The 22,827-nt window shown below is 44.0% G+C and carries 20 protein-coding genes; 14 read left to right on the forward strand and 6 right to left on the reverse strand.

Annotated features, from left to right (window positions below; translation table 11 throughout):
• Positions 1 to 218: 218 nt before the first annotated feature.
• From NSQ76_RS02350 to NSQ76_RS02395, 10 genes are all read left to right on the forward strand, one after another.
• Positions 219 to 2,006, forward strand: coding sequence for a right-handed parallel beta-helix repeat-containing protein (locus NSQ76_RS02350; RefSeq protein ID WP_056765127.1), 1,788 nt, complete (start codon positions 219 to 221; stop codon positions 2,004 to 2,006).
• 197 nt (positions 2,007 to 2,203) lie between these two features.
• Positions 2,204 to 3,529 carry an LLM class flavin-dependent oxidoreductase gene (locus tag NSQ76_RS02355; protein ID WP_034622945.1) on the forward strand — a complete coding sequence of 442 codons (1,326 nt, stop codon included), beginning with the start codon at positions 2,204 to 2,206 and terminating at the stop codon, positions 3,527 to 3,529.
• Positions 3,530 to 3,546: 17 nt separating this feature from the next.
• Positions 3,547 to 4,050 carry a GNAT family N-acetyltransferase gene (locus tag NSQ76_RS02360; protein WP_024425523.1) on the forward strand — a complete coding sequence of 168 codons (504 nt, stop codon included), beginning with the start codon at positions 3,547 to 3,549 and terminating at the stop codon, positions 4,048 to 4,050.
• A 21-nt stretch (positions 4,051 to 4,071) separates the two neighbouring features.
• Positions 4,072 to 4,866 (forward strand): amino acid ABC transporter substrate-binding protein, encoded by a 795-nt coding sequence (locus tag NSQ76_RS02365; protein ID WP_024427304.1) that lies wholly within the window; start codon positions 4,072 to 4,074, stop codon positions 4,864 to 4,866.
• A gap of 24 nt (positions 4,867 to 4,890) precedes the next feature.
• Positions 4,891 to 5,565, forward strand: a complete 675-nt coding sequence (locus NSQ76_RS02370) for an amino acid ABC transporter permease (RefSeq protein WP_024427305.1) — start codon at positions 4,891 to 4,893, stop codon at positions 5,563 to 5,565.
• A gap of 12 nt (positions 5,566 to 5,577) precedes the next feature.
• A complete protein-coding gene (locus NSQ76_RS02375) occupies positions 5,578 to 6,324 on the forward strand; it encodes an amino acid ABC transporter ATP-binding protein (protein WP_087978509.1) in 747 nt (248 codons plus the stop codon).
• Positions 6,325 to 6,358: 34 nt separating this feature from the next.
• Positions 6,359 to 7,516: an amidohydrolase gene (locus NSQ76_RS02380; protein ID WP_341052163.1), complete on the forward strand. Its 1,158-nt coding sequence runs from the start codon at positions 6,359 to 6,361 to the stop codon at positions 7,514 to 7,516.
• A complete protein-coding gene (locus tag NSQ76_RS02385; RefSeq protein ID WP_341052166.1) occupies positions 7,507 to 8,841 on the forward strand; it encodes an MmgE/PrpD family protein in 1,335 nt (444 codons plus the stop codon). Before NSQ76_RS02380 ends, NSQ76_RS02385 begins: the two co-directional genes overlap by 10 nt.
• Before the next feature lie 313 nt (positions 8,842 to 9,154).
• Complete coding sequence (locus tag NSQ76_RS02390; protein WP_024425529.1) at positions 9,155 to 9,847, forward strand: response regulator transcription factor; 693 nt, start codon at positions 9,155 to 9,157, stop codon at positions 9,845 to 9,847.
• Positions 9,837 to 11,264 (forward strand): sensor histidine kinase, encoded by a 1,428-nt coding sequence (locus NSQ76_RS02395; protein WP_034622940.1) that lies wholly within the window; start codon positions 9,837 to 9,839, stop codon positions 11,262 to 11,264. Before NSQ76_RS02390 ends, NSQ76_RS02395 begins: the two co-directional genes overlap by 11 nt.
• A gap of 38 nt (positions 11,265 to 11,302) precedes the next feature.
• On the opposite strand, the gene NSQ76_RS02400 is transcribed toward NSQ76_RS02395, so the two are convergent.
• From NSQ76_RS02400 to NSQ76_RS02420, 5 genes are all read right to left on the reverse strand, one after another.
• Positions 11,303 to 12,148 (reverse strand): GAF domain-containing protein, encoded by an 846-nt coding sequence (locus NSQ76_RS02400; protein ID WP_025093640.1) that lies wholly within the window; start codon positions 12,146 to 12,148, stop codon positions 11,303 to 11,305.
• A 164-nt stretch (positions 12,149 to 12,312) separates the two neighbouring features.
• Complete coding sequence (locus NSQ76_RS02405; protein WP_024425532.1) at positions 12,313 to 13,689, reverse strand: aspartate kinase; 1,377 nt, start codon at positions 13,687 to 13,689, stop codon at positions 12,313 to 12,315.
• A gap of 174 nt (positions 13,690 to 13,863) precedes the next feature.
• Entirely contained in the window at positions 13,864 to 15,300 is a 1,437-nt protein-coding gene (locus NSQ76_RS02410; RefSeq protein WP_025093639.1) for an MDR family MFS transporter, read from the reverse strand.
• Positions 15,301 to 15,316: 16 nt separating this feature from the next.
• The gene (locus tag NSQ76_RS02415; protein WP_225315557.1) at positions 15,317 to 16,183 is read right to left on the reverse strand and encodes a TetR/AcrR family transcriptional regulator; all 867 of its coding nucleotides are present in this window, start codon (positions 16,181 to 16,183) and stop codon (positions 15,317 to 15,319) included.
• A gap of 138 nt (positions 16,184 to 16,321) precedes the next feature.
• Positions 16,322 to 16,696, reverse strand: a complete 375-nt coding sequence (locus NSQ76_RS02420; RefSeq protein WP_268414490.1) for a hypothetical protein — start codon at positions 16,694 to 16,696, stop codon at positions 16,322 to 16,324.
• Between the two features lie 126 nt (positions 16,697 to 16,822).
• Here NSQ76_RS02420 and NSQ76_RS02425 point away from each other — a divergent pair, with 126 nt between their 5' ends.
• On the forward strand, positions 16,823 to 17,134 hold the full coding sequence (locus tag NSQ76_RS02425; RefSeq protein WP_171463959.1) for an ArsR/SmtB family transcription factor: 312 nt from the start codon (positions 16,823 to 16,825) through the stop codon (positions 17,132 to 17,134).
• A 31-nt stretch (positions 17,135 to 17,165) separates the two neighbouring features.
• Here NSQ76_RS02425 and gabR read toward each other — a convergent pair whose 3' ends face one another.
• Positions 17,166 to 18,590 (reverse strand): MocR-like transcriptional regulator GabR, encoded by a 1,425-nt coding sequence (gene gabR / locus NSQ76_RS02430; protein ID WP_341052179.1) that lies wholly within the window; start codon positions 18,588 to 18,590, stop codon positions 17,166 to 17,168.
• 109 nt (positions 18,591 to 18,699) lie between these two features.
• On the opposite strand from gabR, the gene gabT reads away from it, so the two are divergent.
• The 3 genes from gabT to NSQ76_RS02445 are packed head-to-tail and all read left to right on the forward strand — an operon-like array spanning position 18,700 to position 22,795.
• Entirely contained in the window at positions 18,700 to 20,016 is a 1,317-nt protein-coding gene (gene gabT / locus NSQ76_RS02435; RefSeq protein ID WP_133744765.1) for a 4-aminobutyrate--2-oxoglutarate transaminase, read from the forward strand.
• Positions 20,017 to 20,037: 21 nt separating this feature from the next.
• Positions 20,038 to 21,426 carry an APC family permease gene (locus NSQ76_RS02440; RefSeq protein ID WP_025093633.1) on the forward strand — a complete coding sequence of 463 codons (1,389 nt, stop codon included), beginning with the start codon at positions 20,038 to 20,040 and terminating at the stop codon, positions 21,424 to 21,426.
• Positions 21,401 to 22,795, forward strand: coding sequence for an NAD-dependent succinate-semialdehyde dehydrogenase (locus tag NSQ76_RS02445; protein ID WP_341052182.1), 1,395 nt, complete (start codon positions 21,401 to 21,403; stop codon positions 22,793 to 22,795). The genes NSQ76_RS02440 and NSQ76_RS02445 overlap by 26 nt, the downstream gene beginning before the upstream one ends.
• The last annotated feature ends 32 nt before the right edge of the window (positions 22,796 to 22,827 follow it).

Below are 22,827 nucleotides of genomic sequence, written 5' to 3' on the forward strand. Positions count from 1 at the left end.
TTCTTGTATAGTTCTTGTGTCAATATAAAACTATTCTAAAACAGGAAAATGTTAGTTCAATAGGCGTAAAGACTCAAAAAATTGAAAAATTCTCTGAAGTGAAAATTATCGGAAAGTTATTCCAAAAGAATTTATTTAAAATTTGAAGGAATGTACAAGCAAACCTTTACCACATGCATAGGATGACAAGAGAACATGTGTGAAAAGGAGTGATTAGGTTGGGGGAATTGAATGAATCTGATCTAAAAAAACCAGTTGTCAATGTACTAGATTTTGGCGTAATTGCTGACGGGAAAACGGATTGCACAGCTAAGCTCAATGAATGTTTAGAGTGGACAAAAGCACAGGGATATTCCCATATCTGGCTGCCGAGCGGCACATATTTAATCGATGCGGTGTACAGAGGTGATCCATTTTTTCCTTTCCGAGGTGCAGGTATACGGGTGCCAAGTCATATATGCATTGAGATGGCGTCAGACGCTGTAATAAAGGTGAAACCAAATGATTCATGGGGGTATGCAGCTTTTTATATAGGAAAGGTTGAGCATGTGACCATTCGAGGCGGGCGTATTGAAGGGGATCGTCATGAGCATGTATACAAGCCGCTCCCCGCTGAACGAAAAACCCATGAATGGGGCTTTGGGATATGTATTGAAGGTGCCTCCCATGTAGAGGTCAATCATGTCCAAATAAAAAATTGTACGGGAGACGGCATCATTGTCAGTCCCCACGGTTTGTTGACAGAGGGGGAACCATACTCGCCTGCTGCATCTATTGATATTTCTGGCTGCACCATCACAGATTCGAGACGAAACAATATTTCGATTACAGGCTGTGATGGGGTTATTGTGGAGGACTGTCTCTTGGAAAGAGCAGGAGTAAATGGGGTCGAGCCAAGAATGGGTATTGATATTGAAGGCTATGGAGAAAATGCCGTTAATATGGAGGAGCCTCTGAATATTCAGATTCGCAACAACATCGTCAGAGGAGGTGCAGCGAGCTCCATCTATAACTTTAACGGTTATGGTGTGATCATTGAAGGCAATCATACAGATAGCAGTATCTCCTATGGCTTCTCCACCGAAACGATCATTGCCAACAATATGATTCGTGCAGTGGGAGGAGGTGTGACAAAAGCAGGGATTACGAGCTTAGGCGTCTCACTTGGTCAAACGGAAAACAATGTGGTGATTATTGGCAATATGATTGAGGGGTTTGAAAAAGGGATTGATGTGAGGGGAGACAGTGTTCACATTACAGGCAATAAGATTAGTCTTTTTGAAGATGCGGCTGTGTCCGTTTATATGGCGAATCGTATTCTAATAGAAGGAAACCATATTGAATCAGGAACGAATACCGGAAAAAGAAGCGCCTCGCTGCGTATCTATCAATCGGATAGTGTCGTCTTTTCAAACAATACGGTCTACTCTGTTATCGATGCGGCCGTGGTGAGAGGAACGAATATTCTCATCCAGCACAATCAATTCAAAGAATTCAGCAGAGGAATCTGGGTGCAGGAAGGGGAAGTCGGGATCAACGGCAATCACTTTATTCAAGAAGGACATCCGGAGCTAGATTCTTCCTATACGATCAGTGTCACCGAAAATGCAAAGGCTTTCATCTGGCAGAATCGCTTTAAAAACTATCAAAACTACGCTGTATACAGCAGCACGACGGGGGCATTAGAGATTAAAGATAATTCCTTTGAAGAAACATCCTTATATGTGGTGATGTATATTAAAAATGGTTCGCCACAAATTGGAGATAACCGTTTCTATTTAAATCGATCGATCGGACAGCCGACGGCGATCTTTATTGACCAGGCCGCCTCAGCCCGTGTGCTGCGCAATAACATCATCAATCTATCTCCTCAAAAAGCGATTGCTGTCCGCACCGCAAATTCCACTCATTCTGTCATCGCTCACAACATGCTGGAACGCAGTCAATTGTTGACACATACCACAGACCGGCTCATCGGAAATATTGAGATTGATACACCGTCATGAGCGTTTGAAATCCCTTATTTTGGAGGTTCAGAAGGCGGTTGACAATCCTGTAAAAAGGGCATATAGTAATAATTATTTTTCATTTTTCGCAACATTTGCCCTTTTTTTATTAATAAAACCGATTAATTCAATCAGAAAAATGTATCTTCTAAGACTTCAGTTTGATACATGTAGGATATAGAAAGGATGAAGAACAAGTGTCACAGCCGAAAAGGAAGCTCAAGCTAGGCGTATTCATCGCAGGAACTGGACATCACGTTGCCTCTTGGAGACATCCGAATGCAGTACCAGATGCAGCCATGAACCTAGATTATTTTAAACAATTAGCGAAAAAGGCAGAGGAAGGAAAGCTGGATTTGCTCTTTTTAGCCGACAGTTTATCCATTAATCAAACCTCTCATCCGAACGTATTAACGAGATTTGAACCGCTCACGCTGCTTTCATCAATTGCTGAGTCTACTTCAACCATTGGTTTAGCGGCAACAGCTTCCACTACATACAGTGAGCCTTTCCATATTGCAAGGCAGTTTGCCTCCCTTGATCATTTATCAGGCGGAAGAGCGGCATGGAATGTGGTCACATCTTCTATTGAAGAAACAGCGAAAAATTTTAGCGGAGAAGAGCATTTAGCACACCATAAACGATATGAGCGTGCAGAAGAGTTCGTCGAGGTCGTCAAAGGTCTCTGGGATTCTTGGGAGGAAGACGCCCTTGTCAGAAACAAGGAAACGGGAGAATTCTTCGATTCTAGTAAGCTTCATGAGCTCCAGCATAAAGGTGAGTTCTTCTCAGTAAGAGGTCCTCTCAACGTATCACGCACGCCGCAAGGGCAGCCCGTGATCATTCAAGCAGGATCTTCTGAAGATGGCCAAAAGCTTGCAGCAAAAACAGCAGAGCTCATTTTCACTGCACAAAACGATCTCGATAAAGCGAAGGAATTTTATCAAAGCTTGAAGGGGAAAGTAGAGGCTGCTGGCCGTGCTAGAGAGGACGTCAGCATCATGCCGGGTATCTTCCCGATCATTGCTGATACAGAGGAAGAAGCCCAAGCGAAATATGAAGAATTACAGGAGCTGATTGTTCCTGAGATTGGACTGAGCATTCTGCAAAATTACTTAGGCGGGATTGATCTGTCTCAGTATCCTTTAGACGGGCCGCTTCCAGAGATTGATCCGAGCACGTCAAATGCGGTGAAAAGCCGTTTTGATCTCGTGATGAATATGGCGAGAAAGGATAACCTGACCATTCGCCAGCTTTATCAATCGGTTGCCGGCTCACGCGGTCATAATATTTTCATTGGAACGCCGCAGCAGCTGGCAGACGTGATGGAAACATGGCTTCGTGAAGAAGCAGCAGACGGCTTTAATGTCATGCCGCCGCTCTTGCCAGAAGGGCTGGATGTGTTCGTAGACCGCGTCGTCCCAATCCTTCAGGAACGAGGCTTATTCAAAACCGATTACACAGGACAAACCTTACGAGAAAATCTTGGATTAACAGAGCCAAAAAATCGCTACACGACATAAGGGTGAGGTGACTAACGTTGGGATACACGTTTCGTCTGGCAACAGAGGCAGATATAGAGGCGCTGCTTGAACTGACAACAAGAGCCTACGAGCCAATTCGTGAGCTAGGCATCCAGTTCCAAGCAGCACATGCTGATTTCGCTCTCGTTCAGAATAATGTACAAAAGAATCTTTGCTATGTGATGGAAGAAAACGGAGAGCTTCTATCCACCTTATCACTCCGTATGCCTTGGGGAGAGCAGCCAGGACCATTCGGCGTCCCTCACATCTGGTGGTTTGCCTCAGAACCAGCTGCCAAAAAAGGCACAGGCTCAGCCTTGCTGGAATGGGTTGAAACCGAAGTGCTAAGGGATACACTGAAGGTGCCTTACGTGTCGCTCGGTACAGCTGATAAGCATCCATGGCTGATAGAGATGTATGAGCGTAAAGGCTATGTCAGAGCAGGTGAAAAGGATTTAGGCAAAGGTCATATCACGGTTTATTTCAAAAAACAATTAAGATCAGATATCACACAACCATAAGAGGAAGAAGGGTTTACAAACATGAAAAACAAAAAGTGGCTAGTCGTTCTATTTGCAGCAATGCTGGCAGTATTAGCAGCTTGCGGCGGCAACAATCAGAGTGAAGGCAAAGACGAAAAGGTGTTAAAAGTAGGCGCTACAGGACAAAGCTATCCGTTTGCTTATAAAGACAATGGCAAGCTTGTAGGATTCGATGTTGAAGTAACAGAAGCCATTGCGAAAAAGCTTGGCTACAAACTAGACTGGCAGCTGAGTGAATTCAGCGGACTGATGGGACAACTGACGTCTGGTAAGCTCGATACAGTGTCAAACCAAGTTGCCATCACAGACGAGCGTAAACAAACATTTAACTTTACAGATACGTACGCTTACGCAGGAACACAAATCATCGTGAAAAAAGACAACAACGACATCAAAGGTCTTGACGATTTAAAAGGAAAAACAGTGGCGGCGGTTCTTGGCTCTAACCATGCTAAAAACTTAGAGAGCAAAGACCCTGACAAGAAAATTAAGATTAAAACATATGAAACGCAAGACGGCGTATTAAATGAAGTGGCAAATGGCCGCGTAGATGCTTATGTCAACGGACGCAGTGTATTACTTGCTCAAATTGAAAAAACAGGTCTGCCGCTGAAAATCGTAGGCAACCCAATTGTGTATGAAGAAGTAGGCTATCCATTTGCGAAAGATAAAAAGCATGACAAACTAAGAGAAGAATTTAACAAAGCCATCAAAGAATTAAGAGAAGACGGGACACTTAAGAAATTGTCTGAGAAATATTTCAAAGACGATGTGACAGTGCCAATTAAAAAATAACGACAGCGGCGGTGAAGAGCAGACATGAACAAAATTGATTGGCAGTATATGGTGACGGTGTTTCCGACATTGCTTCAATACTTGCCGATAACGATCTTCATGGCGATTGTCTCCATGGTATTTGCCATTATCATTGGTGTGGTATTCGCTCTCATTACGAAAAACCGGATACCTGTTTTATACCAATTTGCCAAGCTGTATATTTCTTTCTTCAGAGCGGTTCCAACCTTGGTTCAGCTCTTTCTCATTTATTTTGGTCTCCCGCAGCTATTCCCTGCGATGACCTCAATGGATGCTTTAACAGCGGTCATTATCGGATTAAGTATTAAGAACTCAGCATACTTAGCAGAAATTTTCAGAGCGGCTCTGAACTCAGTGGATGAAGGGCAGCTTGAGGCATGCTTATCTGTCGGTATGACAAGATGGCAGTCTTACGTTAGAATTATTTTCCCGCAGGCCATTAGAAATGCAATTCCAGCGACGGGGAATACCTTTATTGGTCTTTTAAAAGAAACATCTCTTGCCTTTACGATTGGTGTGGCAGAAATGTTTGCACAAGGGAAGATGATTGCATCGGCGAACTATAAATACTTTGAAACCTATTTAGCCGTAGGGATCGTGTATTGGGTGATGACGATCATTTATAGCTTCCTGCAGGACCTGTTTGAACGAAAAATCAGCAAACCTTACCGGAATTAAGGAGGTGTGGACATGATCAAGCTCACCAATTTGAAGAAATCATTCGGCGACCTTGTCGTCTTAGACGGAATCAATCTCGACGTGCAAAAAGGGCAGGTTGTGGCCATTATCGGACCTTCTGGCTCCGGTAAATCCACCTTGCTGCGCTGCTTAAATTTATTAGAAATACCAGATGAAGGCACGATTGAAATTGGCGATGCGAAGCTCGATGCGTCTAAATATTCACGTAAAGAAGCCCATCAGCTGCGTCAACAAACGGCCATGGTGTTTCAAAACTATAATTTATTTAAAAACAAGACAGCACTGCAAAACATTACAGAATCGTTGCTTGTGACGAAAAAAATGACGAAGCAGCAGGCGAATGAAATCGGTATGAAACTGCTGAAGCAGGTAGGGTTAGAGCAAAAGGCTGACAGCTATCCAGTCACGTTATCTGGCGGACAGCAGCAGCGGATTGGGATTGCCCGTGCGTTAGCGGTTGATCCACATGCGATTTTGCTGGATGAACCAACGTCTGCGCTTGATCCAGAGCTTGTCTCAGGTGTGCTTCAAGTCATTAAATCCATTGCGATTCAAGAAACAACAATGATCATCGTCACACATGAAATGGCGTTTGCAAGAGAAGTGGCAGACCATGTGATTTTCATGGCGGATGGTCATATTATTGAGCAGGGGACGCCAACTGAGTTATTTGATGAAACGAAGAATGAACGGACGAAACGATTTATCCAAAAAGAAGCAGCGGCTGAAGAAGCATAAGCTGCTTTTTATTCTTTAGAGGGGTGAGTGTCTAGTGAAATCAATAGGAAATGAAGCTTTAAACAAACGTTTGATCAACATTCGCCGAGCGCTTCATGAGCATCCAGAGCTGGCGTTTGAAGAATATGAAACGACAAAGAAACTGCGCCGCTGGTTAGAAGAGGAAGGGATCACTGTGCTTGATATCCCAGCCCTTCAAACAGGCGTTGTCTGTGAAATCAAAGGAGAACAAGAGGGGCCAACAATTGCTTTGAGAGCCGATATTGATGCACTTCCGATTGAAGAGGCATCTGGCGAACCATTTTCTTCAAAGGTACCGGGGAAAATGCATGCATGCGGTCATGATTTCCATACAGCTTCTATTTTTGGTGCGGCTCTTTTATTAAAAGAGCGGAAACACGAGATCAAAGGAACGGTCCGTATTTTGTTCCAGCCGGCTGAGGAAGTTGCTCAAGGGGCGAAGCACGTCATAGAGGCAGGTGTTTTAGATGGGGTCGATGCGATTTTCGGTATGCACAACAAGCCTGACCTGCCAGTTGGCACGATTGGCATTAGAGAAAAAGCATTGATGGCGAGTGTGGACCGGTTTGAAATCGATATTAAAGGAACGGGTGGCCACGCCGGTATTCCAAATCACACGGTAGACCCCATTGCCATCAGCGGGCAGATCACAAGCGCCCTTCAGCAAATTGTCAGCCGCCGCATCAGCTCCTTGCATCATGCGGTTGTCAGTATCACACGTATACAAGGCGGTACATCATGGAATGTCATACCCGACCGTGTTGAGATGGAAGGAACCGTTCGCACGTTTGAGCCTGAAGTAAGAGCGATGATTCCGGAGCTTATGAAACAAATCGTCAGCGGAATTGCAGGAGGATTCGGAGCAGAGGCTGAAGTGAGATGGCATCCTTATTTGCCTTCTGTCATGAATGATGAGCGTCTGACAAAGGTAGTAGAAGAAACGGCTGGCTCACTTGACTTACATGTCGTGCAGGCAGAGCAGTCACCGGGCGGAGAAGATTTTGCTCTTTATCAAGAACGCATTCCAGGCTTTTTTGTATGGATGGGGACTAGTGGTACGAAGGAGTGGCATCACCCTGCGTTTACATTAAATGAAGACGCACTTCCAGTTTCCGCTGCCTTCTTTGCTGAGCTTGCCGTTCGGGCATTGGAGTCTCGATCATGGAATTAACAAAACATCTGGCAGAAGCAGTGCTTTCTGCTGATCCGCTGCAAGATGAGCGGGCCATTCAAATGGCTAGAAATGGCCTGTTAGACGCGGCAGCATCAGCGCTTGCTGCGAAAGAGGATGAAGGGATCCAAAAGCTGATGCAGCTTGTTGAACAGGAAGGCGGAGCCGCTCAGATTCCTGTCATTGGACAAGGAAAGAAGGTGAGCCGCCAATCTGCAGCAATGCTGAATGGCTACCTCATCCATGCCCTTGATTATGATGATGTGCACTCAGATGTGAGAGGACATCCGAGCGCGGTCATCATTCCAGCGCTGCTATCACAGCTGACAGACGGCAAAGGGTATGGCGAGCGGTTTTTAGCTGCCTACATCACAGGTGTTGAAGTGATGGCAAGACTTGGCGAATCGATCGGTAAGGCGCATTATGAGCGGGGCTGGCATAATACAGGAACACTCGGAGCCATTGCGGCAGTGTGTGCGATTGGCTATTTGAAACAAGTCTCCAAGGAAGAACTGACGAAAGCAATCGGCTTTGCCGGAGCGCAATCAGCCGGAATGCGAAAGCAATTTGGCTCTGATATGAAACCATTACAAGCTGGCTTAGCTGCTAAAACAGCCGTTTGGTCTATGGATTTAGCTTGTTCAGGTTTTGGCGGGAATGACTCGGTTCTTGATGGCGCGCTTGGTTTCTTTTCACTCTATGGAGATCTGGAACTTGCGAAAAGCCGTTTGCTAGAGGGCTATGGTTCTACATGGCGTATCGTTTCGCCGGGGCTGTGGTTCAAAGTATATCCATTCTGCTCAGCAGCCCACCATGCAGCAGATGCGATCCAATCCTTAATGAAAGAGCGGTCTTTCTTGCCGGAGCAGGTAAAACAGGTCGATGTCATATTCCCGCCAGGCGGAGATGCAGCGCTTATTGAGCGGACACCTTTAACCGGGGAAGAAGGACGATTCAGTGTCGAATATGTCATCGCACTTGCAGTGTTTGGACAGACGCTTACGCTGGATGCCTTTACGAAAAAAAACATTCCATCAGACATGCGGACATGGATGAAGCGGGTAAGCAGAGGATATGATCAAACGACAGAACCCCATCCCAATGCTGTTCCAAAAGGACGCTTTACGATTGTGAAGCTCACCTTAACTGACGGCACCACCATGAGCAAGCGGGTTGATATTCCGCAGGGAGCACCAGGCTGTGCGTTATCGAAAGAAGACATCATACAAAAGTTAAGCAGCGTCACAAGCGCATCTCAGGCACAGCAGATTTTACAGGCGGTTGAAGAGGAAAACGACGCTGCTTATTTGAAGTTGCTGGCATGATAAAAAAGCTCATCGATATAGTGATGAGCTTTTTTAAATAGATCTATCATATAACTGTCAGGAAGTTCTTTCTATAAATATATGTAAATGACGCTCTCCTATTTTCAACTAACATCTTGACCATCTTCTGCAATGCCATCATAAAAAAACCTCATGTGATTCACCGCAGTATTAGTTCTTTCAAAAAGTATGAATAAAAGATGACCAAACGATGATAAGTTCATAAAAACAGTGGAATCCAATTGAGATTTGAAAGGGAACATGTAAAATAAAGCTACATAAAGAAAAACAATGGTAGCAGCGGAGGCTGATCATGAAAATATTAATGATTGAAGATAATCAGAGCGTTTGTACAATGACGGATATGTTTTTTCAACGAGAGGGATTTCAAGCGGAATTCGTTCATGATGGATTAGAAGGATTGAATCGCTTTAAGCAAGAGGAGGATTGGGATCTGCTCATTTTAGATGTCATGCTTCCTTCGATGGATGGTCTGACCATTTGTCAAAAAGTGCGCCAGATCAGTGACATTCCGATTATCATGCTGACAGCCAAGGAAACCGAATCTGATCAGGTGCTTGGTTTTGATCTTGGGGCAGATGATTATGTGACCAAGCCCTTTAGTCCACTAACCTTGATGGCAAGAATTAAAGCGGTGAAACGACGCTTTGCTCATACAACGACTCAAGAAAAGGTGAATGAGGGCGAACGGCTGGAGACAGCACATTTTCAGTTGGATAAAAAAACGAGGGAAGTTTTTCTGGATGGAGAGCGAATAGAGAACCTCACACCGAAAGAATACGATCTGCTGTGCTTTTTTATTCAGCATCCTCGGCAAGTATTTTCACGAGAACAATTGCTTGAGCAAATTTGGGGATACCAATTTTATGGAGATGAACGAACGGTAGATGTTCATATTAAACGGCTGCGTCAAAAAATTGGGGACGGGCCTAAGCCCTTTTTGTATACAGTATGGGGCGTAGGGTATAAGTTCGATGAAGATTAAATATTTTTATCAGCTGCTGATCAGTCACCTTGGGTTATTGCTCATCGCCATTGTCATTATCAGCACCCTTTTATCTCATTTTGTGAAAGATATTGCCTATCAAAACAGAGTGAATGAAATGAGCTCCTATGGGAATGAAATCTTGCAAGATTATAAACGACTCCCTAAAAGCGAGATGACCTTTCGTCTGCGGCCATTTGAAGATATTCTTTCGACGAGGCAAATTCGTTTTTTCGTGTTTGATGAAAAAGGAGATATTCTGTCTCAGCAGCAAGTGATGCCGCCGCATGAAGTATTATTGACAAAGGATTTATGGGCCAAACTCTCAAAAGGAGAGCAAATCATTGTGAAGCGAAGTGATTCACGCCGCCTTGATCAAGAGGCATCACTTGTGGCGCTCCCTGTCATGGAGGATGGAAAGCTAAAGGGCGGAGTTGTCCTTATTGCCCCGATTCAAGGCGCTGAACAGCTCATCGCCCAAATGAATCGTTATCTGTATATCATCGTATTTGTGGCGCTGACGATCACCTTTATTCTCAGCCTGTTCCTGTCTAAATTTCATGTGAACCGCATCAAAAAGTTGAGAGAGGCGACTGAAAAGATTGCGCAAGGTGATTACAACATCAAGCTTGAAAACAAACACCTTGATGAAATTGGCACACTTGGTGAGGATTTTAATATGATGGCCAAGCGTCTTCAGCAATCAAGAGAGGAAATTGACCGGCTCGAAAAGCGCAGACGTCAATTCATCGCAGATGTGTCTCACGAATTGAAAACACCGCTGACCACCATTCGAGGACTGGTGGAATGGCTGAACACTGCGGATGTGTCAGCAGAAGAGAAAGAGAAATGCTATGCCTTAATCACTGATGAGACAAAACGTATGTTGCGCCTCGTCAATGAAAATATGGATTATGAGAAAATTAGATCGAATCAAATTACCCTTCAGAAATTTCATTATCCACTCATTGACACATTTGAAGTGATGAAAGAGCAGCTGAGCCGAATCGCCGAAGAGAAAAACAATCAGCTGATCGTGGACGTTGATCCCGAGCTAAAGGTTTATGCAGATTATGACAGGCTCATTCAAATACTTGTCAATATCACAAAGAACGCGATTCAATTCACAGAAGACGGCCGTATTTACTTAAGAGGAAAACAAGAAAATCAAGAGACGATCATCGAAGTGGAAGACACAGGCATTGGCATTGCGCCAGACGAAGTCAAACACATATGGGAACGTTTTTATAAAGCGGATATCTCAAGAACGAATACACCGTATGGAGAATACGGATTGGGCTTGTCTATCGTGAAGCAGCTTGTGGACCTGCATGAAGGGCATATTGATATGAAAAGTGAAAAAAACAATGGAACGACATTTACCATACGACTGCCGTTTCCAAAAGAAAAAGGCTAAAATGAAGTTCATCTTAGCCTTTTTTGGTGAATCACCACTTATTCATTTTTGGTAAACGTCAACCCAATATGAGCAAGTGCCTGCGGCAAGTCTTTCCGGATGGTGATGTCTTTAAACGATATATTGGATTGAATCGCACTTAAAGCAAGGTCTTGCTTAATACCTGTTAAAACTGCCGAAATTCCTAAAAGTCTCAGCGTTTGTGCGTAGCTGACCAAATATTGAATGCTTTGTTCATTCAGGCTTTTGGTTCCCGATACATCAATGACCAAATGAGAGAGCGACAGCCTGTAGCTTTCCTGTAAAATGGTTTCTAAAATATGCTGAGCACGTGTCTCTTCGATATCACCAAGCAGAGGAAGCACAGCGACACCGTCAACAACTGGTACGATCGGTACAGACAATTGCCGAATTTGCCGGTTGGCACGGTCTAGTTCGAGGACATAGCTTAATAATGAAGCCATCGTTTCAAACATATACACATGCTCTTCTGTGAACTGCTTCGGCCTCAAATCAAGTCCGCAAATCGTTCCGTAGTTCGTCCCATCTGTGAAATTAATGGGAACTCCAATAAACGAGCCGCCTTGAAGATTTTTCGTAACCTCTAAGTATTTAAAACGGTCATCCTTCGAAATGTCAGGAATCACAAGTGTATCCCGATGATCGACCACAAGCTTGCAAAATGTCTTTTCGTAAGGAAGTTCTTCTCCTTCTTCAAGAAGCTGCTCGTCATGATTTAGCACCTTTACAATTTGATTGGTGTTTTGATCATTTTTAGCAATAAACAGTGTATTCACATCAATGAATTGACTCATCATGTTTAAAATACTAGTAGAAGCATCATGAAAATTGCGAAACTGTTTTAATAGTTGTTGACGAGGCATTGTTTTAGGACTCCTTGTAGCTCCGATCATAGGCCGGAACGGATAGTTGATTTGTCTCTATCATACAAAATCAAACAAGAAATAGATACACTTTAATGCGCAAAAACACTCTGATCGTTGAGATGAAAAAAGACTGCCGATCCAAAGATCTGGCAGCCTTCTGATTAAAGAGAGACAGGGACAGTAGACATAGAGAAAAATTCCTCATACAAGGCTTGAACAGCTTCTTTTTCTTGAGCCGCTTTGACGCCAAACATCATGCTGACCTCTGAAGAGCCTTGATTGATCATTTCAATATTGACCTTCGCTTTTGATAGCGCCTTTGCCGCTCTTGCTGTTGTGCCAACATTATGACGCATCGCTTCTCCTACAACCATAATCAGCGAAAGATTTCGCTCTAAAACGACCTCATCTGCATCAAGCACGACCTTCAAGCGGTCTAGCAGCTCCTCTTCAATATGCTGCTCCTCCAGCTGATCCTGACGTAAAATAATGGTCATATCATCAATGCCAGAAGGAACATGCTCATACGTAAGCCCATACTCTTCTAGTGTTTGCAGCACCTTTCGTCCAAAACCGACTTCTCTGTTCATCAAATATTTACTAATGTAAATACTGCAAAATCCATTGTCGGAGGCGATTCCAACAACAGGTCCATTTGTATGGTCCCGCTGATTTACGATTTTTGTCCCTTTTGCAGACGGGTTATTGGTGTTTTTAATCTGAACCGGAATGCCTGCACGGAAGGCAGGAATAAGTGCTTCATCATGGAATACAGAAAAACCAGCATAGGACAGCTCGCGCATTTCCCGGTATGTCAGCTCTGTAATCTCTTTTGGTTCATGAACAATCGTTGGATTGACGGCATAGACAGCATCGACATCTGTAAAGTTTTCATATACATCTGCCTTCAAACCGTTCGCTAAAATGGAGCCGGTAATATCTGAGCCGCTTCGCGAAAAGGTGACGATGTCTCCCGCGAGACTAAAGCCAAAAAAGCCAGGGAATATAATAATGCCAGAGCGCTCTCTTAATTTGTACAAATGATCATAAGACTCCGGCAGAACTTGTGCTTGGCCAGGCTCATCGCTCACAAACAAACCAGCTTCCTTTGGATTCACATAATGAGCTTCCACACCCTGGTGGCGGAAATAGGCGGCAATGAGCTTAGCGTTATTGTCTTCACCGCTTGCTTTAATGGCATCAAGATAGCACTCAGGGCGGGATGAATCAGCCTGTAATAATGTGTCTAAATCTTGCCTGATGGTATCGATAATGTCTTGACCTAATCCGAGTTCATCCGCTATTGAGGCATACCTCTCAATGACTGCTTCCTTTAAATCATGTGCTTCGCCTAAACGTAAATATTGTTCACCGCAGCTAATTAATAGATCGGTGACCTTTGTATCCGTTGAATGCCGTTTTCCTGGTGCGGAAACAACGACTGCTTTTCGAGCTGGATCTGCTGTTACAATGTCAAATACCTTTTGCAGCTGCTTGCCAGATGCAAGTGAACTGCCACCAAATTTAACGACCTTCAATGCATACATCTCCTATAGTAAAAATTTTCTCACAAATTGAATAGTTCCTATTATCAACTCTTTTCTTTAAATTATCAAGGTTTTTCTTCACTAGAAATACAAATGTGTTTGCAGAGAGGACGATATTGTATGAGTATATGAAAAAAGAGCCGGCCATATGCCGAGCTCTTTTTCTTATGAAGAAGACGAGGAGGAAGATAGCTCCTGCTTCATCACTTTATTCTCACGTTTTTTTTCCTTTAAGAAAAAGGAGAGGACGAGTCCAATGACGGCAATCAGACCAGAAATGAAGAATGACGTATTCATTCCATGAACGGCCGATTTTAATGGATTGGCCAATTCTGCATTTGCAGCAGAGCTGCTCATGATAGAGACAAGCACAGCCGTTCCAATGGAACCGCCTACTTGTCTCATCGTGTTATTCATCGCTGTCCCATGAGGGATCAAATGAGGCGGTAAAGAGTTAATACCTGCGGTTGTCAGCGGCATCATGATCATCCCAACCCCGATTAACCGAAGCGTGTAGGCGACTGTAATGAGGGCGATCGATGAATCAAGGGTGAGCAGCATAAATGGCAGGGTGGTAACGGTGAGTATCGTAAATCCGCCTAATGCCAGCCCTTTTCCGCCGACTTTATCAAAAATCCGTCCAATAATAGGTGACAGGAGTCCCATGAAGAGAGCACCTGGCAATAAGATAAGCCCTGTATCAAGTGCAGACAGCCCTCTGACATTCTGCGTATAAAGCGGCAGAATCGTCTCTGTCCCAATTAATAAAGCAAAGACAAGCATGCCGAGGAAGGTTGTTAAGCTAAAGATCGCAAATTTAAATACGCCAAACTCCAGCATCGGCCTTGTTAAGTTCGACTGGCGCAGGATAAAGAAGAACAAGCTCACGGCGCCGACAATCAGCGAAATGAGAACAGTCGCACTCGTCCATCCATACGTGCCGACACTAGAAAATCCGTAAAGCAGCCCTCCGAAACCGAACGACGACAAGATGACAGATAAGACATCAATACGTGTTTCTCTTTGCTGCGTCACATTTTTCATTAAGAAGAAAGCAAGAATGAGATCAATGATACCGATTGGCAGAACAATATAGAACAAGAACTTCCAGCTGAAGGAATCAACAATCCAGCCGCCAAGTGTTGGCCCAAGCGCAGGTGCGAACGAGATGACAAGTCCGACCATGCCCATTGCCTGCCCGCGTTTTTCTTTCGGGAAAATGGTTAAAAAGATCGTTTGCATCAGAGGCATTAAAATCCCTGCGCCTGCTGCCTGTACGATACGCGCTGCAAGTAACACCGGGAAATTCGTTGCAAATGAAGCAAGAATTGTACCGGCTGTAAAGATGCTAAGTGCCGTTAAAACTAAAGAACGGCTTGAAAATTTCTCAATGAGGAAAGCCGTAATGGGGATGAGAATCCCGTTTGTCAGCATAAAGGCTGTTGTAAGCCACTGTCCTTTGCTGACCTCAATATTGAAATCTTCCATGATATGCGGGATCGCTGGAATGAGAAGCGTTTGGTTTAAAATCGCAACGAATGCCCCAACGAGGAAAATCCCAACAATCACAGATCGATTATACGATGTAGTTGATTGGTTCATGTTATCCCTTCTTTATCTATAAAATGATGTTTTTCAGCTGTGACACGTTTTGTGATAAAACGCTGTTTTTGCCTAAATAATCGAGCAGTGAGCTGACTAAAAAGGTTCTCGGTTCATCCTTTGATAATTCTTGATTGAGCAGCTCATAAGCAGAGAGGAGATCGTCTTTTTCTTCTCCGTTTGACAGTGCGTGAAGCTCTTGTTTGATCTTCGTTAAGTACGAGATGACAAGTTTTTCTTCATCATATCCGTCCTGTGAGGAAAACAAATAAGAGTCCATGAGCTGATCTGTTAACACAGGCTCAATTGAGCAAGGCTTTTTCGATACACGGTCCATCACACCGATAATCATCTCAGCAGCATTTTCTAATTTGATGTTCTTGTGCTCAATCGCCAGCATTAAGATGAATTCTCTCATTAATCCATTGAGAACAATCACGAGATCCCAGACATAAGGAGCGACAGATTCACCATAGGTGCTCAAAATAATGTCTTTGTGCCGCTGCATGATAATGGAGCGTGTCTCGCGTAAGTGTTTAATGACAATAGGCGAATGCTGAGAAAAAGCTTCAAAAGACAGCATGTTCAAAAATTTATGATTCTCTTTAAACTCTTCAAGCTCAAGCTTGATCTTCTTTGTGAATTTTTCCTTTTTGGACAGCGTCGTTTCTGAATGAATGATGCGGGAAATCTCTCTCATTTTGCGCTGATTGTATTTAATCAGTTCTAGTAGAAGAGCTTCCTTTGAATCAAACAGTTTATAAATAGACGCTTTTGATATTTTACAGGCATCGGCAATTGACTGCATGGAGACACTCATATAGCCTTTTTGAGAAAATAATTTCTTTGAAACCCGCAAAATCTCTTCTTGCTTTTCGTTCATCTTCATAAGTCCTTTCCGAATCGGCAAAACCATATGGTCACAATGGAAACCGAGTGGTCACTTTTGCTATGATAACAAAACCAATGACCCATGACAAGAAAATGAACTTAAAAAATACCCGTCTGCATGACAGGTATTTTATCCTTCCGCATGTGCGGTATATATTTTTGTTTTGCCGTGAAGTTCGACGACCAACATGTCTTCTCTCTCTTTCACAGAGTAAATAGCGGCCCCTTTTTGCAGCCTAGAAGCTGTACCATGTTCAAAATTTTTGGCGGCTGTTTTCTGAATGACACCTACTTGCTGATGTTTTGTGACGTGTAAGGATGTCGTCCAATCTACATTTGTTTCATAGACCGTTCCTTCCCATTGAAATAAATCTGCCTGCTGATCGATAGCTAATAACTCTTCCGCACTAGGTGGTTTTGACTGAGAATATTGGACGGACTGGCAGGCGCAGAGGAAGATCGCGAGAATCATCATCAATAAACTCATCCATATATTATGTTTCAAAATGGGTTCCTTCCCTTCAGACAGTCTCATGAATAATGGACGTTTGTGAAGTCATATCGTTACTTGACTAGTCAGCTCCAGGTGAATGAGATTGTATGTTGGCACAAAATACGATACATTTATTGTATGACGAATCCAAACCATCCAAACCAAGAAGATATGAGATTGATTTCTGTGCTGCACGCATTGGCTGATCCAATCCGGTTAGAAATTGTCCGCTGCTTAGCAGAGGCGGGGGAGAGGACATGCGGCACGTATGAGATGAATATTGCCAAATCTACGCTTTCCCATCACTTCAAAGTGTTGAGGGAGGCAGGCATCGTGAAAGTGAGAATTGACGGGAAGCACCGTTACTATTCTTTAAGAAAAGAAGACATCGAGACTGCTTTTCCTGGACTCATGTCATCGATTCTAGCTGTAGATAAAGAACGGTGGTAAGCCAGCTGTCTATGAAGAGCAGCTGGCTGTTTTATTTCCCAAAAATGGCGTCATACAGCCGTTTCACTGCCGGCTGAATATCCTCTTGCTTCATATGTGAGAAGCCGAGGACGAGCGGGACAAAGCCTGGCTGATGCCCCGGCAATTGCTCATCAAGGGTAAAACGATCCATTCCGTACATTTTCAGCTTTCTTTCTTTCGCTCGCTGTAAAATCTCATGCTGCGTTCGATTTGAGCGGAACTCTGCAATAAAATGAAGACCGGCATTTTCTCCAATAATCCGCACATTGTCAGTAAAAACCGTATTGAGCTCTTCAATGAGCTGCTTCCGTTTTTCCTCATATAAACCATTCATTCTTTTAATATGCCGTTGATACGCCCCATCTTTTATAAAATGAAGAAGGGTGTATTGTGTAAAAAGATTAGCTGTTTGAATGAAAAAATGCTGTTCCTCCTTATAGCGTCTCAATAAATGCTGAGGCAGCACCATATAGCTTAGCCTCAAGCCGGGCAGCAATGATTTTGAAAAGGTGCCCATATAAATGACTTTGTCATATCGGTCAAGACTTTGCAGCGCCGGAATGCTGTCTGTGCCATATTTAAATTCACTGTCATAATCATCCTCAATGATATAACGGTCTGGCTGATCGGCTGCCCAGTTTAACAGCTGAATACGCCGGGAAATCGGCATAATCACCCCTGTTGGAAATTGATGTGAAGGGGTAATGATCAACACATTTGGCTGTTTCTTATGAATGTCGCTCATCCGCACACCTTTTTGGTCAATGCCAATCGTTTCAATTTGGTGATGATTGTTTTTCAGCATTTGATAGAGCCGGCGGTAGCCAGGGTTTTCTAACCCATATATTTGATCGGCCGGAAGAATGCTTGATAACGAATGGATCAGTGACTGTGTGCCTGCACTTAAAATGAGCTGTTCTGGATAGCATTTGACCCCTCGTGCAAGTCCGATCAACCGGGCAATCGTTTCCCGCAGTTCATACACACCTTGTGGATGCGGAAGCTCACCGAAGGCTTCTTGGTGGAGATGGATCGCCTTTTGTTCACTTTTCAGCCAGCTTTTAAATGGAAAGTTCGCTGTATCGACGGAGATATGTGAAAAGGAATACCAGTCGTCTCGTGCAATCGGTTCTTCCTTTAAATCTACAGGAAGAGAAGAGGGTTTCAGCTGCCCAGATTCATGAAATGTTTCTAGTGATTCCACGAAAAAACCTTTGCGTTCAACCGAATATAAATATCCCTCAGCAAGCAGCTGCTGATAGGCCCCATTCACTGAATTAACGCTGACGTTTAATGTATCGGCTAACTCTCGTTTAGATGGTAATTGATCGTGTGGCTGTAGGTTGCGATTTAAGATTTCTTCTTTAATTTTCATATAAATTTGATGATAAATATATCCGTTTTGTCCTGTTTGGTCTAGTTGAATTGTCAGCATCTCACCATTCCATCCTCTCTGATACCATGAAAAAAATGATATTGGTACTTTCTATCATACCAAAAAATATTCAGAATAATAAAAAAGGATATAAAGGGGATGGATGACAATGAGTCAAACGACAACAAACCGTTTTTCAACCGAAGAATGGCAGGGGAAAAGAGATCAATACGTCGCAAGAGGCGTGAGTAATGGCAACCGTCATCTTGCAGCGAAGGGGAAAGGAGCCGAGCTGTTCGATATTGATGGGAAACGATTTATCGATTTTGCAGGCGCCATTGGCACATTAAACGTAGGACATTCACATCCAAAGGTCGTGGAAGCGGTCAAAGCACAGGCAGATAGCCTGATTCACCCAGGATTCAACGTGATGATGTACGAATCGTATATCGAATTGGCAGAGAAGCTGTGCCATCTCACACCAGGGGATCATGATAAGAAAGCCATTTTTCTTAATTCAGGTGCAGAAGCTGTTGAAAATGCGGTGAAAATTGCACGTAAATATACGAAAAGACAGGCTGTTGTGTCGTTTACAAGAGGTTTTCACGGCAGAACGAATATGACAATGAGCATGACGAGCAAGGTCAAGCCATATAAATTTGGCTTCGGGCCATTCGCATCTGAGGTGTACCAAGCACCGTACCCTTATTACTATCAAAAACCTGAAGGATTAAGCGATGCAGCGTACGACGAGTACATCATTGACCAATTCAATCAATTCTTCGTCGCAGCCGTTGCACCTGAAACTGTTGCTTGTGTGGTCATGGAACCAGTCCAAGGGGAGGGCGGATTCATTGTGCCATCGAAGCGTTTCGTTCAGCATGTCGCTTCATTCTGTCAGCAGCACGGGATTGTCTTTGTTGCAGATGAAATCCAAACCGGTTTTGCGAGAACAGGGAAATACTTTGCGATTGAGCACTTTGATGTGGTACCGGACTTAATTACTGTGTCAAAATCTCTTGCAGCTGGCTTACCGCTGAGCGGAGTCGTTGGTAGAAAAGAAATGCTTGATGCGGCAGATCCAGGGGAGCTTGGGGGAACATATGCAGGAAGTCCGTTAGGCTGTGTAGCTGCACTGGCTGTCCTTGATATCATTGAAACAGAACAACTGAATCAACGATCTGAACATATTGGGCAAGTCATTGAGGACAAAGCAAATGAATGGAGACAGGCGTATCCATTCATTGGGGAAGTCCGCCGGTTAGGGGCAATGGCGGCGATTGAAATTGTGGAAGATCAAACAACGCGTACACCGGATAAGAAAACAGCCGCAGCGATTGCAGCATATGCAAATGAGCACGGGCTGCTTCTTTTAACGGCAGGGATTAATGGGAATATCATTCGCTTCTTAACACCACTTGTCATCACAGATGAGCTGCTTCACGAAGGACTAGGGATTATCGAGGACGCCTTCAAAGCACGCTAAACAACAAAGGGGGATGGTTGTATGCAAAAACAACAAATGGCAAAAACGATGTCGCAGTCTGACGTGCTGTTTTTGTCCATTGGTGCAATGCTTGGCTGGGGCTGGGTTGTACTTTCGGGAGATTGGATTTTAACAGCTGGATTTTTAGGCAGTGTGATTGCTTTCGTTATAGGCGGTATTCTCGTCATCTTTATCGGACTTACGTATGCTGAGCTTTCGTCTGCCATTCCAGAGACAGGCGGAGGGCTCGTTTTTGTCCAGCGGGCATTTGGGATGAAAGCAGCGTTCGTCTCAGCATGGGGCGTATTATTTGGTTATGTGTCTGTGATTACGTTTGAAGCTGTCGCCTTGCCGACCGTCATTGATTATGTGATTCCAACACAGCATGCTGGCTTCTTATGGAATATAGGAGGATGGGACGTTTATTTCACATGGGTATTGATTGGATCTGGCGGGGCATTGTTTTTAACAGCGCTGAATTACATTGGAGCGAAGCCTGCTGCCATTTTTCAGTCCGTGTTCACAGTGGCGATTATTCTGACAGGTTTTCTCCTTTTAGGCGGCGCAACATTTAATGGAGATTTTGCAAACCTTGAGCCGATGTTTCAAGGCGGGGTTGGGGGGCTTATGGCGGTGTTAGTCATGATTCCCTTTTTATTCGTTGGGTTTGATGTCATTCCGCAAGTAGCGGCGGAGATAAACGCACCAAAAAAAATCATTGGGAGAATCTTGATTATCTCCATCGTGAGCGCAGTCGTTTTTTATCTGCTTATTGTTTTTGGGGTAGCTGCTGGAATGTCAAAAGGACAGCTCGAAGCTTCCTCATTAGCGACCGCAGATGCGATGGTACAGCTTCTCGGTCATCAAGCATTTGGAACAGTGCTTGTCATTGGAGGGGTAGCAGGAATTGTGACGAGCTGGAATGCTTTTATTATCGGTGCAAGCCGTATTCTATATGCTATGGCGGAAAGAGGTATGATTTCCAAATGGTTTGCGTATATTCATCCAAAGTATAAAACACCGACAAATGCCATTTTATTTCTTGGAGCTTTAGCTTTTTTCGCTCCATTATTAGGGCGTCCTGCCCTCGTATGGATTGTCAATGCGGGCGGTGTCGGAATCATCGTCGGGTACTTAATCGTGTCCATTGCCTTTATGAGGCTTCGCAAAACAGAACCTGAGCTGGAGCGTCCATACAGCATTAAATATTGGCGGACGACAGGTGTTTTAGCCATCGGACTGAGTCTTCTTTTCCTTTCATTTTACTTTCCAGGAATGCCGGCTTCCTTATCGTGGCCAGCTGAATGGATATTGCTTTTAGGTTGGGTACTCATTGGGTATATACTATATGTAATGAATCCAAGAACGAAGGAGACGGTAGAGCATGACAAACGAACTCAAAGTATATAATCCTGCAACAGGAGAAGAAATTGCTTCAGTTGCTCAGCATACAAAAGAACAGATCGAAGACGCAATTTCCCGTTCACACAAAGCATTCAAATCATGGGCAAAAACGTCAGCGCATGAACGTGCCAATATCATTCGTAAGTGGTTTGATCTGATGATTGAGCATAAAAAAAGGCTTGCGAAAATCATCACAGAAGAAAATGGAAAGCCGTATCAAGAAGCATTAGGAGAAATCGTCTATGCGGCTGGTTATATTGAATGGTACGCAGAAGAAGCAAAGCGAATCTACGGCAGAACCATCCCGTCACATACGACGAACAAACGCCTTTTCGTCACAAAACAGCCAGTTGGTCCTGTTGCTGCCATTACTCCGTGGAATTTCCCTGCGGCGATGATTACGAGAAAGGCAGCTCCAGCGCTTGCAGCAGGCTGTACGTTTATTGTAAAACCTGCTGAAGACACACCGCTGACAGCCATTGAACTAGTAAAATTAGGTCATGAAGCCGGCATTCCAGAGGATGCACTGCAATGGGTTGTGGGAGATGGCAAAGAAGTGGGTGAAATCTTCACAGATAGTCCATTGATTCGAAAAATCACGTTTACAGGCTCAACGCCCGTCGGAAAGCATTTGATCAAAAACAGTGCCAGCACAGTCAAACACGTATCAATGGAGCTTGGCGGTCATGCTCCGCTCATCGTAGACAAGGATGCGAATCTTGAACTAGCTGTCAAACAGGCAGTGGCATCTAAGTTTCGGAATGCAGGACAAACCTGTGTCTGTGCCAACCGTTTAATTGTGCATGAAGACATTCATGAAGCATTTGCGCAAAGCTTCAGCAAAGAAGTAGAAAAGCTGAAAGTAGGCAATGGCTTTGAAGAAGGCACATCTATTGGTCCAATTATCAACAAGCGCGGCTTTGATAAAATTGTCGGTCAAATTCAAGATGCAGTGGATAAAGGGGCGAAAGTTCTTGTCGGCGGCGATACGCATTTCGACGATGACAAATCATATTATTTTGTCCAGCCAACGGTTCTTACACATGTGGATCCTTCGATGAACATCATGCATGAAGAGACATTTGGTCCAGTGGCGCCGATTACGACATTCAAAACGTTAGACGAGGCAATTGAATTAGCCAACGATACACCTTTTGGCCTTGCAGCTTATTTCTTTACAGAAAATTATCGGAACGGACTCTACATTTCAGAACATCTCGATTATGGGATTATTGGCTGGAATGATGGTGGTCCATCGGCTGTTCAAGCACCTTTTGGCGGTATGAAAGAGAGCGGAATTGGCCGAGAAGGCGGCATCGAAGGAATCGAACCTTATTTAGAAACAAAATATGTATCCATTGGGTTAGACGAATAAACGTGAAAAAGACTGTCAGAGGGATCTCGGCA

Source organism: Bacillus sp. FSL M8-0256 (assembly GCF_038005765.1).
GTDB lineage: Bacteria > Bacillota > Bacilli > Bacillales > Bacillaceae > Bacillus > Bacillus safensis.